General features: G+C 57.1%; 16 protein-coding genes and 1 other RNA gene. 7 read left to right on the plus strand and 10 right to left on the minus strand.

Annotation, left to right across the window (positions count from 1 at the left end):
• The 5 genes from B2W52_RS05175 to B2W52_RS05195 all read left to right on the plus strand — a co-directional run.
• The coding region (locus B2W52_RS05175) for a malate:quinone oxidoreductase (RefSeq protein WP_286801767.1) at window positions 1–684 on the plus strand (684 nt) is incomplete at its 5' end.
• Between the two features lie 156 nt (window positions 685–840).
• Window positions 841–2,073 carry an ATP-grasp domain-containing protein gene (locus B2W52_RS05180; protein ID WP_008171084.1) on the plus strand — a complete coding sequence of 411 codons (1,233 nt, stop codon included), beginning with the start codon at window positions 841–843 and terminating at the stop codon, window positions 2,071–2,073.
• Between the two features lie 55 nt (window positions 2,074–2,128).
• On the plus strand, window positions 2,129–4,153 hold the full coding sequence (locus tag B2W52_RS05185) for a hypothetical protein (RefSeq protein ID WP_273068881.1): 2,025 nt from the start codon (window positions 2,129–2,131) through the stop codon (window positions 4,151–4,153).
• A gap of 48 nt (window positions 4,154–4,201) precedes the next feature.
• Window positions 4,202–5,872 (plus strand): acetolactate synthase large subunit, encoded by a 1,671-nt coding sequence (locus B2W52_RS05190; protein ID WP_286801772.1) that lies wholly within the window; start codon window positions 4,202–4,204, stop codon window positions 5,870–5,872.
• A 47-nt stretch (window positions 5,873–5,919) separates the two neighbouring features.
• Complete coding sequence (locus tag B2W52_RS05195) at window positions 5,920–6,783, plus strand: hypothetical protein (protein WP_286801773.1); 864 nt, start codon at window positions 5,920–5,922, stop codon at window positions 6,781–6,783.
• Here B2W52_RS05195 and B2W52_RS05200 read toward each other — a convergent pair.
• From B2W52_RS05200 to B2W52_RS05210, 3 genes are all read right to left on the minus strand, one after another.
• On the minus strand, window positions 6,780–7,667 hold the full coding sequence (locus B2W52_RS05200) for a chemotaxis protein (RefSeq protein WP_008171092.1): 888 nt from the start codon (window positions 7,665–7,667) through the stop codon (window positions 6,780–6,782). The genes B2W52_RS05195 and B2W52_RS05200 overlap by 4 nt on opposite strands.
• Window positions 7,668–7,884: 217 nt before the next feature.
• A complete protein-coding gene (locus B2W52_RS05205; RefSeq protein WP_008171094.1) occupies window positions 7,885–8,541 on the minus strand; it encodes an SDR family oxidoreductase in 657 nt (218 codons plus the stop codon).
• A 69-nt stretch (window positions 8,542–8,610) separates the two neighbouring features.
• The gene (locus B2W52_RS05210; RefSeq protein WP_062786351.1) at window positions 8,611–9,207 is read right to left on the minus strand and encodes an exopolysaccharide biosynthesis protein; all 597 of its coding nucleotides are present in this window, start codon (window positions 9,205–9,207) and stop codon (window positions 8,611–8,613) included.
• 261 nt (window positions 9,208–9,468) lie between these two features.
• Between B2W52_RS05210 and B2W52_RS05215 the strand changes: the two genes are divergently transcribed.
• Entirely contained in the window at window positions 9,469–10,020 is a 552-nt protein-coding gene (locus B2W52_RS05215; protein WP_273068892.1) for a substrate-binding periplasmic protein, read from the plus strand.
• Window positions 10,021–10,352: 332 nt separating this feature from the next.
• Here the strand turns inward: B2W52_RS05215 and B2W52_RS05220 are convergent, their stop codons facing one another.
• The 7 genes from B2W52_RS05220 to smpB form a co-directional block, all read right to left on the minus strand.
• Entirely contained in the window at window positions 10,353–11,327 is a 975-nt protein-coding gene (locus B2W52_RS05220) for an MBL fold metallo-hydrolase (protein WP_286801775.1), read from the minus strand.
• A 291-nt stretch (window positions 11,328–11,618) separates the two neighbouring features.
• Window positions 11,619–12,071, minus strand: coding sequence for a hypothetical protein (locus tag B2W52_RS05225; RefSeq protein ID WP_273068894.1), 453 nt, complete (start codon window positions 12,069–12,071; stop codon window positions 11,619–11,621).
• Window positions 12,072–12,084: 13 nt separating this feature from the next.
• Complete coding sequence (locus B2W52_RS05230; protein ID WP_286801776.1) at window positions 12,085–12,591, minus strand: hypothetical protein; 507 nt, start codon at window positions 12,589–12,591, stop codon at window positions 12,085–12,087.
• On the minus strand, window positions 12,588–13,322 hold the full coding sequence (locus tag B2W52_RS05235; RefSeq protein WP_273068897.1) for a TIGR04255 family protein: 735 nt from the start codon (window positions 13,320–13,322) through the stop codon (window positions 12,588–12,590). The genes B2W52_RS05230 and B2W52_RS05235 overlap by 4 nt, the downstream gene beginning before the upstream one ends.
• 199 nt (window positions 13,323–13,521) lie before the next feature.
• Window positions 13,522–13,886, minus strand: a transfer-messenger RNA (tmRNA) gene (gene ssrA, locus B2W52_RS05240).
• 90 nt (window positions 13,887–13,976) lie between these two features.
• Complete coding sequence (locus tag B2W52_RS05245; RefSeq protein ID WP_053113047.1) at window positions 13,977–15,395, minus strand: WS/DGAT/MGAT family O-acyltransferase; 1,419 nt, start codon at window positions 15,393–15,395, stop codon at window positions 13,977–13,979.
• 140 nt (window positions 15,396–15,535) lie between these two features.
• Window positions 15,536–16,015, minus strand: a complete 480-nt coding sequence (smpB, locus tag B2W52_RS05250) for an SsrA-binding protein SmpB (protein ID WP_008171507.1) — start codon at window positions 16,013–16,015, stop codon at window positions 15,536–15,538.
• A gap of 200 nt (window positions 16,016–16,215) precedes the next feature.
• Here smpB and B2W52_RS05255 point away from each other — a divergent pair.
• Window positions 16,216–16,817, plus strand: a 602-nt coding sequence (locus tag B2W52_RS05255) for an SLC5/6 family protein (protein ID WP_476738514.1), incomplete at its 3' end; no start/stop codon positions are given.

A 16,817-nucleotide genomic window follows, 5' to 3' on the forward strand; every position in this document is an offset into this window, starting at 1 on the left:
AGCGGTCAGTGGCTGGTGTGTGGCAAGCCCGACATCGTCAAGCAGCATAACTCCAAGGTATACGGCAAGGCGCCGATCGGGGCACCGCCCATGTCGGTACCGCACCTCGATACCCGCATCATTAATGGCGAGCCGGCCCTTCTGTTTGGCCCGTTTGCCGGTTTCACTACCCGCTTCCTGAAGCAGGGCTCGATCTTTGATCTGATTGGTTCGGTGAAGCCCACCAACCTGAAGCCCATGCTCTCGGTGAGCAAGAGCAACATGGACCTGACCCGCTACCTGATCGGGGAAGTGTTCCAGTCCCACAGTGACCGGGTGGCATCGCTGCGCAACTTCTTCCCGGATGCCATGGAAGAGGACTGGCAGCTGCGTATGGCCGGCCAGCGTGTGCAGATTATCAAGCAGGTTGATGGTGGCGGTGGCAAGCTCGAGTTCGGCACTGAAATCGTGGCCGCCAAGGACGGAACCCTGGCAGCGCTGCTGGGCGCTTCCCCGGGCGCATCCACTGCCGCCAATGCCATGATCAACGTTATCGAGCGTTGCTTCCCGGAGAAGATCAAGACTCCGCAGTGGCAGGAGCGCATGAAAGAGCTGGTGCCGTCGTACGGCCAGTCCCTCGTTGAGGACGAAGCGTTGCTGACGAAAGTCCGCGAGCGGACCCTGTCGACCCTCAAATTGGGCTGATATTCCTAAACGTTCTAAAAAACCGAAAGGCACTGCGACTGCTGGATTTTACGCCGGTGATCGCGGTGCTTTTCTCGTTTCAGAAGGCCGCGAAATTTGCGATTTTACAGCTTCCGCGTAGGGTTATAAGGCAACCCTTATGAAAGGAGAGAGCCTGTGAGTGAGCAAAAGTACAATCCTGAGAAAGGGTATATCGCGCTGTTGGGCTGGAGCCTGAATGCGGTTGAAGCGGCCGACAAGTTTGATCGTCGGTATGTTGTCGTGGCCCCGGATTGGGCGGAAGCCTACTGCGAAGAGCATGACATTCCCTATGTGCCCTGGAATTTCGAGCGCCTGAACGATCGCTCCGTAGAAATTGCGCAGACCCTCAAGGAGATGGGCGTTGATGTCGCCATTCCGTTGTTTGAGGAGACTGTCGAGTGGGCGGGTGCCATTAACTCGGTGTTGATGGACAAGCCGCGCCTGTTTGGCCAAGCCATGCTGTTGCGTGACAAGGCACTGATGAAACGCCGCGCCCAGCTTGGTGGCATCCGGGTGGGTATTTTTGAGGAAGCCCACGATAAGGGCGACGTTATCCGATTCCTCAAGCGGGTAAACCAGACCCTGCTCAAGCTGGATGGCGACCCCAATGACCCGATCCACCTCAAGGCGTTTGACAAGGCCGGGTGCCTGGGTCACCGGGTTATCCGTACTCCCGACGAGGTCGATACCATTCCGGAAGAAGAGTTTCCGGTCCTGATGGAATCGCACCTGGACGGCTGGGAGTTTGCGGTAGAAGCCTGGATCCACAATGGCAAGATCGCCTTCCTGAACATTTCCGAGTATGTGACTCTGGGCTATTCGGTATTTGTGCCCGCAACACCGGACCTGGAAAAGTATCGCGACCAGATTCGCGGCGAAATCGAGAAGCTGATCAAGACCTTCGATATCGAATTCGGGTTTATCCACCCGGAGTACTTCGTGACCAGCGACCGGACCATGTACTTTGGCGAGGTGGCCTATCGCCCACCGGGCTTCAAGGTATTCGAGCTGCTTGAGCGTGCCTATGGCTTCAACGCCTATCAGGGCATGATCCTGGCCTTTGACCCGAAGACCACGGAAGAGGAAATCAAGGCCTTCTTCCCGAAGGAGGTGGTGGATGCGAAGGGTTACGCCGGTTGTTTCGGTGTGTATCCGCGCCGCCGGGTTGTCAGCAAGCTGGAAATTCCGGAGGAGACCGAAAATCACGAGTATTTCGAGTCTCACGAGCTGACTGCGCCGCTTGAAGAGACGGTCACCAAGCGTACCGCTTTCGGTACCCACTGGGGGCTGGTGTATTTCTTCGGTGAAGACCCCTATGTCATGCGGGACCTCCTGAAACATCAGGAAGACCTCGATTTCTATGTATAATCAGGAGAAGCATTAACAACAACCGGGTTTGGTGCCAGGCCCTGAGGATTATCGTTTGAACGATCACCAATCGGGCAGCGCAGCGCCAGCTGTAAACGTTGACAAGCTGGCTCAACGCCTGGATGACGCCATTCAGGCTTTGGAAGAAAGCCGGTCTTTTACCAAGGCCGGCAAACTGCCGCGTGTGCTGGATATTGCCCGCCGGGTCCTGCTGCAGCCGGATGGCTGCCGGATCATCGAGGAGCGCGCTGAGCGCCTTGAACTGGCGGGTGTCTTTGCCGGCACCGACTGGGCCGAACCCGGTATTCTCCTTCCCACGCTGACAACCTATTCGCTGCAGAGCCAGAATGCCGATACCGTCGTCATTGAGGCCTTCAGCGAATTGCGGCTGCTTGCCGTCGCCCGGGGCAGCTATCTGCACCCTTCGGTGTCGGCTGAACAGGCCCACCACTATCTGACCCAGGTTCTTGCCATCAACCTCGGCCTGCTGTTTGGCATGACCGGCGAGGCTGAGCGGGAGCAGGGCAAGCTCGCGCTGATCAGCCAGAACCTTGTGCAGTACGTGGCCCACCACATCGGCTACGAACATGTCATTGATAGTCTGATCGAGGAGATCTGGCGGATCCTTGAACAGCGACCGATCCAGGTATCGGACGTACGCAAGATGATTACCCAGATTGCCCTTTGCCGGGCCGATCCGCAGGCCGATCTGGGCAGTGCCGGGCGCGGTGCCGACCGGTTGATCTCCAGCCTCTATGGGCCCACCCGGGCCTGCAGTGAAGACCCCGGAACCGTGGTCTACGAGCAGCGGCTGGAAACCATGGACGCCCAGGCCCTGCAGAACGAGGCCACCGGGTTTGCGCGTTCCATGCACGATACCGGCCTGGTCTCGCCTTACCATGCCTCGTTCATACGTTTCATCCTGTTGGACCAGGACACCTTGCTGAGCGAGGCGCTGGGGCTGTCCAGTACCGGCCGGGATTGCCTGATGTGCTATCGGGAGCTGGTCCACACCCTGATTAAAGAAGGTATCTATCCGGAAACGGCACAGGGCATCTACGGCCTGGCGCTGCTGCTGGAGCGGGGTATTCTTTACCAGCCTCCTGTTGCGCCGGGTCTGTGGCGCCAGGCACGGCTCTCTCTGTGCCCCCATGCGCGGGAGCGACTTGAACTGGCCTATGGCTACCAACCGCAACCCAATGCCTGGCTGATTCAGGGCGTGTTGAACATGTTGGGCCAGCCTTTGGGCGTGGGGCAGGGCAACAATCCTACCTGCCAGTCGGCCCGTGCTCTCTCGATGTGGGCCTATAACGATCCGGATTATCTCTTGCAGATGGTTGCCTGGGCTGCCCGAGACAATGAGATCGTCATTCACTTTGAAGGCCAGCCGGTGTCGTCGGCCCGCAGTGTCGGCGGTGTCGCGTCCGAGGTAACCCTCGATCTGGATCCTGTCTCCCTGGTTGTAGTGCCGCATCTGGACCGCATTTATGTGGAGATGGGCCGGTTGTGCGTCGGCCGCCAGGGCGATCCCCACAAATGGGTGAACCCGGAGTTCCACGGCTGGTCTGCCGGGCGCGGATTTGCCATTAACGTGGATGTGGCCACTGGCAAGCTGCATGATCTGGAAGGCTTTATCCGGCATTTCTATGCCAGCTATCACCCCTACTACAACGGCAATCAGCCGCTGATCCACCCGCAGCCTGCGGGTATTGCGGTGACCGATAGTGCCGCCCGGTTTATCGGCTGGCACGCCATTACCATTCTCCGGGCCGCGCTCGACCCGGAAGGTGAGATGCGGATTTATTTCTTCAATCCCAATAACGACAGCGGCCAGAACTGGGGCGATGGAGTCAAAGTCAGTACCTCGGGCAACGGAGAGCGTTTTGGCGAGTCGTCGCTGCCTTTCGAACAGTTCACATCGCGACTGTACATCTTCCATTACGATCCCCTGGAGCGGGGGGAGCCTGCGGAAGTGAACGAGGATGCCCTTCGGCGCGTAACAGAGGGTGTGTATCGCAGTTGGGGTCTGGATCGCGTGCCGGCGGATGCTTTGCAGGCGGAGCCGCCCATAACCGATTGATCCCGGAACCTGCCGATCACCCGGAATCCACAGATCAAGAGGAAGGCCATGGCCAACGAACAGACCCCGGCCCGTAATGGGGCCGAGTTGTTTATCCGGGCGCTGGAAAACGAAGGCGTTGAATACATTTTCGCGGTGCCCGGTGAGGAGAATCTAGCCTTCCTTGAGGCTTTGAGGACCTCCAGTATTCAGCTGGTCCTCAACCGCCATGAACAGGCTGCCGGGTTCATGGCCGCCACCTACGGCCGCCTGACGGGGCGCGTGGGAGTCTGCCTTTCCACGCTCGGGCCCGGCGCCACCAACTTCGTGACTGCCGCCGCCTACGCCCAGCTGGGCGGTATGCCCATGATGATGATCTCGGGCCAGAAACCCATCAAGTCCTCCAAGCAGGGGCTATTCCAGATTCTGGATGTGGTGGACCTGATGCGTCCGCTCACCAAGTACACCCGGCAAATCAGCAATGCCAACACCATTCCTGCCAAGGTTCGGGAAGCTTTCCGCCTGGCCTCTGAAGAGCGTCCGGGTGCCGTGCATCTGGAGCTGCCGGAGGACATCGCCGATGAGGCGCCCGAATCCGATACCCATATCTTCAAACCCAGTGACGCCCGGCGGCCCTCGGCCAGCCCGAAAAGCCTGGAGATGGCGTGCGAAATGCTGCGCGAGGCCCGGCATCCGCTGATCATGATCGGTGCCGGCGCCAACCGGAAACGGGTTTCCCAGGCGTTGCTGCATCTTGTGAATGTTACCGGCATCCCGTTCTTCACCACCCAGATGGGCAAGGGCGTGGTGGATGAGCGACATCCGCGCTACCTGGGCAACGCTGCCCTGTCGGCCGGGGACTTCGTTCACTGTGCAATCGACCGCGCCGACCTGGTGATCAACGTGGGCCATGATGTGGTGGAAAAGCCACCTTTCTTCATGACCCCCGGCGGCAAGAAGGTCATTCATGTGAACTTCAGTGCGGCCGACGTGGACCCGGTGTATTTCCCCCAGCACGAAGTTGTCGGCGACATTGCCAACAGTGTGGAATACATGGCCGAGAACTGTGGCCAGTGCGCCAACCATGATTTCACCCGCCTGATGGAGGTGAAGGAGGCGGTGGATGCGCACCTGCAGGAGCGGGCTGAAGACGATCGTTTCCCGGTGATCCCCCAACGCATTGTTCATGATGTGCGCCAGGTAATGCCCGACGACGGGATCATCACGCTCGACAACGGGATGTACAAACTTTGGTTTGCCCGCAATTACCGCGCCTACGACAACAATACGGTACTGCTCGACAACGCCCTGGCCTCCATGGGCGCCGGCTTGCCCAGCGGCATGATGGCCTCCATGTTGTATCCGGATCTGAAAGTGATGGCGATCTGTGGCGATGGTGGCTTCATGATGAACAGCCAGGAGCTGGAAACTGCGGTTCGACTGAACCTCAACCTAGTGGTGCTGATTATCAACGACAGTGCCTACGGCATGATCAAGTGGAAGCAGGGCCAGGAAGGCTACAGCGATTTCGGCCTGGATTATCGCAACCCGGATTTTGTCACCTATGCCCAATCCTATGGCGCCAAGGGTCACCGCGTGACCCGCACAGAGGACCTGCGGCGGACCCTGGAAGGTGCCCTGGCTGAAGGCGGTGTTCATGTGGTGGACGTGCCCGTGGATTACAGTGAAAACAGACGGGTGTTTGATGAGGAGCTGGCGGAACTGACCTGCAAACTCTGAGGGGTGTATTATGCGTCAATGGATGATGAGCCCGAGGTAGCACTGCAATGATCCGTTCCTTTTTTCGCGGCCTGGTGGCCGTCGCGACACTGACGTTGCTCGCCGGTTGTAGCAACCCCGAGACACCCCAGGAAGTGGCGGCGGCCTTCTGGCAGGCCATGGCCGAGAACGACGCCGGTGACGTGATGGAATACTCCACCCTGGCGGAATCCGCCGCGTTCGATGGTTACAAGCGCAGCTGGACCGACGCCGTGCCATCCTTCGGCCGGGTCGTCATTGAAGATCGCGAAGCCACTATCGTGACCCGCCTGCCGGCCGAAGCCGGAACCGAAGGTGAGCGGCTGGAGCTGGTCACCTATCTCGTACGGTTCCAGGATCAGTGGTTGGTGGATTACGACCGTACTGGCGAGGCCATCCTTAATCCTTCCCCGTTCAGCAGCATCATGGGCGAGCTCAGCCGGCTCGGTGACGAGCTCAGCGCCCGTTTCTCGTCGTCTTCGGATGACTTTGAGCAGCAGATGGAGCAGCTGGCGCGGGATCTGGAAGCCTACTCCGAGGAAATCGGCCGTGAGGCAGAGGGCGCCATGGAGGCGTTCGGCAAGAAGTTGCAGGAAGCCATGCGGGAGCTTGAGCGCTCGGTGGAAGACGCCCTGAAAGACAGTGAGCCGACACCGGAGGAAGACCGGGTGATTCTGGAGCAGGCTGCCCGGGATCTGGATCGCCAGGCCGATGAGCTGAACGATCCCACCATGGAATCGATCGCCAGTGCCAGCCGCACCGTGGCCGAAACCGGCGAACGCTTCACGCGCCTGAGTGAGGAAACGCTGAATCGTCACCGGGAAGAGTGGCAGCAGAGGCTGGCTGAGATGCGTGCTGACGCGGACGAATTTATCGAGCAGCTCAGGCTTTAGCGGGCCTGCTCGGCGCCTCGCAGCATGGCCTGAAGCAGCTCCTCGGCATCGAATTTCGTCAGCGCTTCGTTGGCGCCCACCTGATTGGCATAGCTCAGGCTCATCTCACTGTTCAGTGATGTATGCAGGATGATGTAAGGCTGCTTCAGCGCTGAATTGTCCCGCACATTGAACGCCAGCTCGTACCCATCGAGCCCCGGCATCTCGATATCGCTGACCAGAATGTCCGTGGGCCGGCCCAGTTCATGGTCGCGCAGCAGAATCTGCAGCGCGTCATCACCATTCGACGTCACCTGGTAGGGGATGTCCTTGCTGTCCAGCACGTCCGAGAGTTGCTTACGGGCCACCTGGGAATCGTCGACCATCAGAATGTTCAGGGACTTGAGCGTCTCACTCTGCACATCCGTGAGAACCACCTCCTGGGTGTCCAGGGATTCCGGGTACACCTTCGCCAACAGCAATTCCACATCCAGCAGCTGGATGATATCGCCCTCCACGTCCAGCAGCCCTGTGATAAACGCCTTGCTGCCCAGGGCTTTGGGTGGCGGCATCACCGATTTCCAGTCAGTCTCGATGATCTGTTGCACGCTGCGCACCAGAAAACCGATCTCCTGGCGCTGGATATCCGTGACAATAATCGAGGCTTTTTCCCGTTCTTCCTGCGTCAGCGGCGGATAGCCGACCGCCGCAGCCATATCGATCACCGGAACGGCGGAACCCCGGAAGGTGGCCGTGCCGATGACGGCGTGATGGCTGTGGGGCAGTTTCGTCAGCCGCATGAAAGGCAGGATTTCCCGGATCTTCAGGGTTCCGATCCCGAACAGACGCTCGCCGGAAAGCCGGAACAGCAGAAGTTTCTGGGTCTGCTTCGCTTTGCTGGACATACAACCGGGTCCTTTCAAACGCAAAAGCCCCTGCCGCAGGAGCTTTTCAAGAATTGGATTCAGCAGGCTGTCTGGCGGGCGGACGCTGCCAAGCCAATAAGCCTGAGGTATGTAGCGATAGTAGCAGCTTTACCGTGAATCGGGATTCAGAAGGATTGTTTCAAATGGTGACAGAAACACTCCGCGCGAGGCCTTGTGTTGCCATACCAGTGTGCCCTCAGAACGCCATGTCCTTGCCGTCCCAGGCCTTGAAGCAGCCGGTTTCGGCGAGGGTGAGGCTATCAATCTGCCGCCTGAGGCCATCAACCGATTGTTCAACCGATACCTCGGCGTCGCTGCCGCCCATGTCCGTGGCCACCCAGCCCGGGTGGTAGATGCCCACGGCTATGCCCTGCTCACGCAGGTCCACGGCCAGATTTCGCCCGAGATTGAGCGCCGCCGCTTTTGAGGCACGATATATGTACCGGCCGCCACCGGCAGAAGCCTGGGATCCAAGCTTGCTGGATATGATGGCGATTTTCGGGGTGCCGACCCCGGCCAATGCCAGTCTGAGATTGGGTAGCAGCGCCTGTATGGTGAGGAATACGCCGGTCACATTGACCTGGAAGTGCTCCGCCCAGAGTTCTGGCGGATAGCCGCCTTCCAGCTGTTCATGGCGATCAAGCAGAATGCCGGCGTTACAGACCAGGGTTGAGATCGGTTGGTTTTCGAGGCGCTCGCCCAGCGCGGTCACGCTGGCGGGGTCGGCGACATCCAGCACCTCCATGCCCGGTTCGCTGCGGGCCGTGCCGATGACATGCTCGCCCGCCTCTCTCCATTCATCGGCCAGGCCCTTGCCGATGCCGCGATTGGCGCCCGTGATAAGAATGGTCATGTTTGTATTCCTTGTGGCTGAGGCTCAACAGTAGCACAGGTCTCTGGCGATCCCTGCCGGAGGTGCTGCCTACCAGGGGAGGTTATTCAGGATGAACCAGGCGGTGCCGCCGGTCGCCAGGATTGCCACCAGGGCAAGCAGACCGTCCCGCGCCACGATGGCCAGGCCAAACGCCATCAGGGCGATTCCGGCACCGTTGGCGCTGAATGGAATCACCTCCATCAGTGGCATGGCAGCGGCCACAACCATACAGATGATGGCGATAACGTATTGCCCCGGCCCGCGAACCAGCCAGAGCAGCCTTTGTTTTGTCCATCGATCCACAAACCGGGCGGGCTTGTTCATCCAGTCCAGCCCCCTGGCAAGCTTTTCTCTTTCGATGTTCCGGCGCGCCAGCTTTGAGGGAATCCAGATCGAGTGGCGCTGGAAAATCAGTTGCCCCAGGGTGAGTAGCACCATAAGACCAAGCAGCGTCGGTACTCCCGGAATATCACCTATCAGCGGGGCCAGGGTGATTACGCCGGCGATCAAAACCATCGGCCCGAAGGAACGTTCACCAACAGCTGCCAGTACATCGCCCACAGACACCTGAACCTGACCCTCGGTGTTTGCGCGAAGGCGTTCCAGAAGTTCTGTCAGGCTGGCCGGATCGTCTGGCTGGTTCATGGTGGTGCTCGTGGTCTCCTATTGAACAGGTTTTGCAGACACTACCTTGATTGCGCAACGAGTGCATGAACACAAGATGACAGGGAGTTAGCCCGGGCGTTGCTACTCAGAGCATTGAGTGCCTGATCAATTCGTCTATATTAATTAGACCTTCCTTCCTCGACGGCATCAAAGATGTATCCAGGCAAGAGCAACGGGTTGCCGTTCTCAAAGTTGTTGCACTCGCGTTCTTTGACGCCCGCCCTGCGCAGATCTGCTTTGGTGCTCGCGTTCATTCTCTGTTTTTCCGCCCCAAGCTATGGCGACTGCGACATCACCCTGCGCTGGGACGATGATCCGCCGTATTTCATGGTTCAGGAGGGTAAGGTGGTCGGCATTGATGCCGACCTGGTCCGTGAGGCCATTGGGCGCCTGAATTGCGGGCTTTCCTTTCAGAAGATGCCATGGGCCAGGGCGCTCCGGGAGTTGCGTGATGGGCATGTGGATATGCTCTCCGGCGCCTACCGGACTCCGGAGCGAGAGGAGTATGCCCATTACTCCGACGTGGTCGGTCTGGTATCACCCAATATCCTGTTTATACGGCGATCTGACGAGTCAAGGTTCGAGCTGAATGGCTTGCGGCAGCTGCTGGAATCGGGTTTCAGGCTTGGTGCCCAGATTCATGTGTCCTACAGCGAGGAATACAGCGCCCTCATCCAGAATCCCGACTACGACAAAAACATCGAGTACCTCTCCCGCAGGGAGCCGCTATGGCTCATGCTGGCCCGGGATCGGGTCGATGGTGTGGTGGCGAGTGAGTTAACCGGGCTCTAAGAGATTCAGGAACTGGGGCTGACCGGAACGGTTATTCCCAGCTCCCTGGTCGTGTCCAATAAGCCCGCGTACTTTGTTTTTTCCAAAGCCACGGTTACAGCCGGATTTGTGGCAGATTTTGATCGCGCGCTGCAGTCGATGCTGGATGATGGCACCTTCACGGCTATCGTAAATCGGTACGTTTGCGTGGATGCAGGCGCTGGGCTGTCAGAAACTGAAGATGACCCAGAGGCTTGTTCTTTGGCAGGTCTTTCGGGGGTAGCAAATCTGGCAAAAGCGAATGAAAAAAGCCGGAGGGTTGCTCCGGCTTTTTCGTCTTCAGGATTGGGTCATCACTCGCCAGTTTCAGTAGCGCCGACACCACCCTGGTAGTTGGCAGGAATGAACTCATAACCCTGGTCTGCGCTTTTCAGGTGCCCCAGGCCGGGAAAAGACAGGTGGGCGGAGCCTACCCAGTACCCGGTTTCCTGAGCGTCGGCAAAGGCCTGTGCACGAGACTCCACTGCCTGTTCACTGTTCACATCGAACTGGATGGCAATGTCCGGCTGCGGGAACTGAACCGCTGCCACGTGAATCAGGTCGCCCCAAAGCATCAGCGTGTTGTCCCCGCTTTCCACCTTGTAAAGGCTGTGGCCCGGGGTGTGCCCGCTGGCGGACACTGCAGAGATACCCGGCACCAGCTCCCGGTCTTTGTCGAATGGCTTGAACTGGCCGGACTCGACATACGGGTTCAAAGAGGCCATCGCGCCCTTGAAAAAGCCCTTCGAACCTTCGTCAGCGGCCTTCAGGTTGTCTTCGTTCAGCCAGAAATTCTGGTCCTCCACGCTGGCGCGAACAATGGCATGCGGGAACACAATCTCACCGTCAGATACCAAACCGCCAACATGGTCCGGATGCATGTGCGTGATGTAGATCTCGTCGACATCTGCGGGCTCGTAACCGGACGCTTTCAGATGTTCAACCAGTTTTCCGAGAGTCGGGCCAAAAAGGCTGCCAGCACCGGTGTCCACCAGTACCAGATGGTTGCCGGTGTTGATCAGATAGCCGTTAACGGACGTGTCGAGTGGGGCAGAGAGGAAGTTGTCCGCCAGGGTGTTATGCACGTGTTCTTCGGTGGTGTTCAGCAACAGTTTGTCCACCGGCAGCTTGACGGTGCCATCGGACAGGGCGGTGATTTCGAAGTTGCCGAGCATGGTGCGGTAATAGCCCGGAGCCTGCTCTTTTACCATCGGGGCCTCCGCCTGGACGGCGGCCGCAAAAAAAACACCGGCGGTCAGGCCGGTAATGCGAGTCAGCATGGTAGGCATACGTAATCCCTCTTCCGTCTTGTAAACAGAATGAATGTTTGGGTGTGGGGGTAATCTTCGTTGAGGGAACCAGTTTAGACCACTCTGGCCGGGCACAAAAAAGGCCTCGTCGGGTGACGAGGCCTTTTGGTTGTTTGGTGGAGGCTGCGGGATTGAGCCCGATGTCGCAGGTCAATGCGACTATTTCTATGGTGATAAGGAATGCCCATTTGGCCCCTAATTAACTTAAGGAGGCGGTTGGCCTAGCCCCAGTCATTTTATCTGGCATTGAACTAGATTGCCGTTGAGGGGTTAACGGTTGCCGGGTTTAATAACCCAGTCTTTTTGGTTGGCAAGAAAGGCAAGAGCTTCTTTCAATTTCCTAAACTTATTCTTCGTCATTGTGCCAGGGGTATGCTCCACTTGAGCATGTGCATCATTACCTGGCTGCTCTTCTGTATCGCTGATGGGGCGGTGAATGACGTCAATCACGTAGATTTCATTTCCGTCAGCGTCCATTGAAATTGTGTCGATTGCGCGGATGTCTTCCGCGATCAACCTGACAACTCCGTCGTCTTCGCTAAATTTGGTTTCAATTGGCGCCGGCCTCAGAATTTCTCGGTTCACAGAGGGTTGCAGACTGGAATCGTTGAATGCGGAGGAGGCGACTTTGAGCGTTCCGTCTGGCTGCTCTTTATAATCCTGCCCAGGGCGATTTCTTACCGCCCTGAACAAACCTTCCTTGTTGTCAACGACATCTGCCATTGAGGATAAAGCCTTACGCAGTTAACCAAGTCCAGAGCTCATAGAAAGTGCCGCAACGCACTTCGCCATCTTCCATCTCATTATTTATGTTGCTGCCCCACACTTTTATAAAGTCGACGTTCGCCTCATCTATATAAATCGATAGTTTTCGCGAATCGGACCACCATTCCATAGTGACTCCGCCATCTTCTGTTGCTGAAATGTGAGGAGCGGCCCAGCTTTGATTTGTGTTACGAATTACAGCATGAAATTCCTCGAGCGCTGACAAGGCTTGACTTATTGCCTCTTTGCTTGGCTTTGCACTACCGCGATCATCCCAATTTTCTGGCAGTTTAGACAGTTCTCTTATTTTCGCTTTAACCGCAGCAGTAGAAACGCTCCCACTATCAAATTGGTTATAGTATTTTCTGAGAATGTGAGTCGCGTCTATCTCACCCGCGTTCGGAGTGTGACTGCCCATTTTGGAAAGAGCCGGCATGTTTGAGACGCGAGTTGCACTATCTAAACTGGCGACGATCATTTTATTAGCTCCCTTATCGAGTCCTTGATTGATGCTTCAAATAGCTTATTCTTTTTTTCCCTAAGTTGATCCAACATTGCCCACAAATTGGAGTCAGTAGGATCAATTTCGACTAAAGCAAAAACATCAATGTCTAAGATTATTGTTACGAACCCTGGCTCATCCGGTTCTGCGGTTGCCAAATTAATTACCGAAGCAAAATTTTTCCCAAGATCCGGCTGCGGAATCTTCACTTGCATATAAGCGCCGTTTATCGAAGGGCTTATGTCGTCGGATATTTCGGGGTATATATTAAAATAATCTTTTAACTCCACTCCTGATGTGGCTGGAATGTTTATTTTATTTATGTATCTTACGGCAATCCTTCGGATTTTATTCGGTTCAAGGGATTTCACAAAATTTGCCCAGTGATTTTTTGCCTCGGCAGAAAACTTTGACCACCCCTTATATTTGGGCAAGTTGCTAAAAGTAAAGCCTTTGCCCTTAACTATAATTACTCTGTCTGCTTCATTTGAAACAAATCTATATCCGATGTTTTTGAAGTCTCTCTTAACGTCACCGTTTGGAACGTTAATTTGGAACTGTGCTTCATTAACCGGAGATTTTTTATCGTATCTACCACTCACCGACCGGGAAAATTTTGTGAAGCTTTCTTCTGAAAAGCTCTCGTTTTCGACTTGTAAGTCGATTACGGCTTCAACTATTGGGGCATTTTCGTAAAATTGAGCCATATGGCCGATCCAATTTCCCTTCTGTCGTCATTCCGATCCTCACATAACTTCTGTGAGTGTATTCGAATAATGGTGCCGTGAGCTGTCAGTGTCAATGCGACCTCTATAGCAACGTTGACAGTTGGTTGGCACTTGGCTTGTCTGATTATAGTCAAGATACAAAAAAGCCCCTGAAATCAGGGGCTTTCTCTTGGTTGTTTGGTGGAGACGGCGGGAATTGAACCCGCGTCCGCCAGTACTCAGCCTTGAGGTCTACATGTTTAGCGTCTCTCTATTGATTTAAGTTCAAGCGACCCGAGAGTCAGGGTGCAAGAACCGAGTTCTTTAAATCTTAGCCGTTAACCAGTGAACTCTGGGTAACGGAGCATCCCGTAAGCGATGACGTCCTGAGATGTTGCTTCCGGGCTACGGGCGACCCGGTCAGGACGACTAGCAGCTTACGCTGCTAGTGCGTAGTTTTCGTCGTTTGCGACTATTGCGTTGCAGCTTTGGATTAACGAGATTGGCTGCCATCTCGACATGCACTCAAGGGTTCGCCACCGGCGTCGAAGCCATGTCGTCCCCTTACCTTCAGTATATGTGTCCGGTTTGCCGGACTTCAAGGTTTCTTTGTTGCAGTTTTGTGCTTTCGGGGCTGTAGATGTACCTAGAACCCTAGCTGGCCTTGCGCTCAATGGCGTCATGTCGGCCTGCCAGGGCCTCGTGGCTCAGGGCCTCGAAGCTTTCCCGGAAGTAGCCCATCACGGCGTCCGGATCCGCGTGAATCGCCTTGTCCACGGTGATGCCGAATTGCACGGTGCCGGCATAACTGAGAATACTCATGCCGATACCGATGCTGCCGCTCTGGGGAACCCAGAACATGGGCTGGGTCAGCTTGCTGCCCGCCAGATACAGGGGCTCTTTCGGGCCGGGCACGTTGGTCAGTACCGCCGAGGCCTTGTTGCTGAGCAGATCCAAGGCCCTTCGTTCGATAACATCGGGGCCGCGCCCGAAGATATCAAGCAGGCTGTAGGTAACCTGGGCCTGATAGGACTGTTTGAGCCGGTTCATGTTCTCCTGCACCTGGCGGAAGCACATGAGCGGGTCCCTCACTTCCACCGGCAGGGTAACCAGTACGAGCCCGAACTTGTTGCCGAGGGTTTCGATGGGCTGATCAAGAGGCCGCAGATTGAACGGTACGGCGACCCGAATGCCGCACTCGGGGATGGTTTCTTTGTGGGCGGCAAAATGTCTCTGCAAGGCGCCTGTAACGGTGCAAAGGAGGGCATCGTTGATGGTGCCCCCCAGAGCCTTGGCACAGGCCTTTACCTCGGCAAGGTCGAGGGGATCGGCCCAGGCCACTTGCTTGCGCCCGGATAACGGCTCTTTCAGTCCGGTTTTGGGTTCGCCGGGCGCCAGGCCCAGTTTCAGGAGGTCAAGGGCGACACCGCTGGCGGTGGTGGCCAGTTTTAACGGGTAGTTGGGCTCCTCACGGACGGACTGGATAAACAGTCTGGCTTGGTTGGTGGCTGTCTGCGCGCTATCCACGGCACGGTGCAGAAAGTTCTGGATGGCCGATTTCCTGCCGGGTTTGGAGCGACGCTTGCGGGCCACTTTGCCCAGCCGGGGTTCCGGCGTTTTGTCGGTCAGTGACAGCATCACACGAACCAGCGAGATGCCATCGGCGATGCAGTGGTGAATGCGGATGAGTAGCGCGCCGCCGTCCCCGTAATTGTCGATGTAGTGCATTTGCCAGAGCGGTTGCCGGAAATCCAGCGACGTGCTGTTCATGTCACTGACCAGCTTCTGGAGCTCTGCCTTATCGGCCTTGCCCGGCAGGGCGATGCGGTGCAGATGGTTGTCCAGGTCGAACAGGGGATCGTCCTGCCAGTACGCCCGGTCGCCAGTGTCGATCACCCGTTGCCGGAAGCGGTTGAAGCAGAGAAACCGCTCCTCGAGCGTGTGCCTGAGGCGGTTCATCGATACGGGGCGTTCCAGTGTCCATACCCCGCAGATCATCATGGGGTTCTGGGGCGAGTCCATGCGTAGCCATGCGCGGTCTACGGCGGACATTGGTATCTGTTTGGGTGACATAAGCGGCTCCCTTTGCCATGCACCAGAGTTCCCGAGTATAGGCCCGATGGAATTCTGAACAAAGAGAGTGAGTATGCGACATACCCGTTCACGCCGGCCATGACCGGCGTCAGGTATTTGTTAATTGGTGGCGGGCAGGATCAAACGTTGGTTTCGCGCAGGATGCGTTGCTTCTGGCGGTTCCAGTCGCGTTCTTTCTCGGTGGCGCGCTTGTCGAACAGCTTCTTGCCTTTTACCAGGGCGATTTCGCATTTGACCTTGTTGTTTTTCCAGTACAACGCCAGCGGAATGCAGGTGTAGCCGGCCTGGTTGACCTTGCCCACGATCTTGGCAATTTCCTTGGCGTGCAGCAGCAGCTTGCGGGTGCGCGTGGGGTCTGCGATCACGTGGGTGGACGCCGCAATCAACGGGGTAATGTGAGAGCCGAGCAACCAGGCTTCGCCGTCCTTGAGCAGCACATAGGCGTCCACCAGCTGGGCCTTGCCCGCACGCAGGGACTTCACTTCCCAGCCCAGCAGGGAGAGACCCGCTTCAAAGCGTTCCTCAATGTGATACTCGTGCTTCGCCTTTTTGTTCAGCGCAATGGTATTGCTCGGCGTTCCGGGTTTTTTCTTGCTCATGAATCAATGAATCCGGGGTCGGACGAATGAACGGGCCGGCGTTGCTGCAGCCGGAAAAAGGCGCATTGTAGCCCAACAGTGGCGGACCGGTCACGAATTCGGCGTTGTGGCGGTGTCTGGTTCGTGCGCGACGGGATCCTTCAGCTACAATACTGGCCCAGACTTTCTCCCCGACCTGTTGAGTGGCCTCAGGGACGCGAATGCCTACGCCGTATCAGACACATATCGGGTCCTTTACCCGAAAATCAACCTTCTTCTGGGCCGCGGTGGGCGCTACCGTGGGTCTTGCCAACCTGTGGCAGTTCCCTTATCTGGCCAGTCTGCATGGTGGTGGCTTGTTCATCCTGCTTTACCTCGCCTGTCTGCTGCTGGTGACCCTGCCACTGATGGTGACTGAAGCGGCTGTTGGCCGGTATTCCCGGCACGGCATTGTATTGGCCATGGACGGGTTGATTCGCAGTGCCAGGCAGTCCCGGGCCTGGATGGCGGTTGGCCGGCTCAGCATACTGGCCGCCTTTCTGGTGCTCTCTTTTACGGCAGTCTTCGGATCCATTGCTCTGGCTTACGTGTTCTTCGGCGCACTTGGCCGTTTCTCCGGCGCCGGTGAGGCAGAGGCAACCGGGATTCTGGCGGGGCTGGTGTCCGACCCCAGGCAGTACCGGGTATTCATGGCCTGGCATATCTTCTTTCTGCTACTGGTACTTTGGGTCTCGGCGCAGGGCGTAGTGAGGGGGCTGGAAAGGGCCCTGAGGGTGGTTGTGCCGGGCGCCCTCGTGCTGATGCTCGTGCTGTTCGCCCTGGC

It is taken from the genome of Marinobacter sp. UBA2498, from assembly GCF_002341575.1.
GTDB classification, from domain to species: domain Bacteria; phylum Pseudomonadota; class Gammaproteobacteria; order Pseudomonadales; family Oleiphilaceae; genus Marinobacter; species Marinobacter manganoxydans.

Coding starts and splice junctions, on each gene's coding strand:
- B2W52_RS05190 (WP_286801772.1), top strand. CDS start 4,202: ATGGCCAACGAACAGACCCCGGCCCGTAATGGGGCCGAGTTGTTTATC.
- B2W52_RS05195 (WP_286801773.1), top strand. CDS start 5,920: ATGATCCGTTCCTTTTTTCGCGGCCTGGTGGCCGTCGCGACACTGACG.
- B2W52_RS05200 (WP_008171092.1), bottom strand. CDS start 7,667: ATGTCCAGCAAAGCGAAGCAGACCCAGAAACTTCTGCTGTTCCGGCTT.
- B2W52_RS05205 (WP_008171094.1), bottom strand. CDS start 8,541: ATGACCATTCTTATCACGGGCGCCAATCGCGGCATCGGCAAGGGCCTG.
- B2W52_RS05210 (WP_062786351.1), bottom strand. CDS start 9,207: ATGAACCAGCCAGACGATCCGGCCAGCCTGACAGAACTTCTGGAACGC.
- B2W52_RS05220 (WP_286801775.1), bottom strand. CDS start 11,327: ATGCCTACCATGCTGACTCGCATTACCGGCCTGACCGCCGGTGTTTTT.
- B2W52_RS05225 (WP_273068894.1), bottom strand. CDS start 12,071: ATGGCAGATGTCGTTGACAACAAGGAAGGTTTGTTCAGGGCGGTAAGA.
- B2W52_RS05230 (WP_286801776.1), bottom strand. CDS start 12,591: ATGATCGTCGCCAGTTTAGATAGTGCAACTCGCGTCTCAAACATGCCG.
- B2W52_RS05235 (WP_273068897.1), bottom strand. CDS start 13,322: ATGGCTCAATTTTACGAAAATGCCCCAATAGTTGAAGCCGTAATCGAC.
- B2W52_RS05245 (WP_053113047.1), bottom strand. CDS start 15,395: ATGTCACCCAAACAGATACCAATGTCCGCCGTAGACCGCGCATGGCTA.
- smpB (WP_008171507.1), bottom strand. CDS start 16,015: ATGAGCAAGAAAAAACCCGGAACGCCGAGCAATACCATTGCGCTGAAC.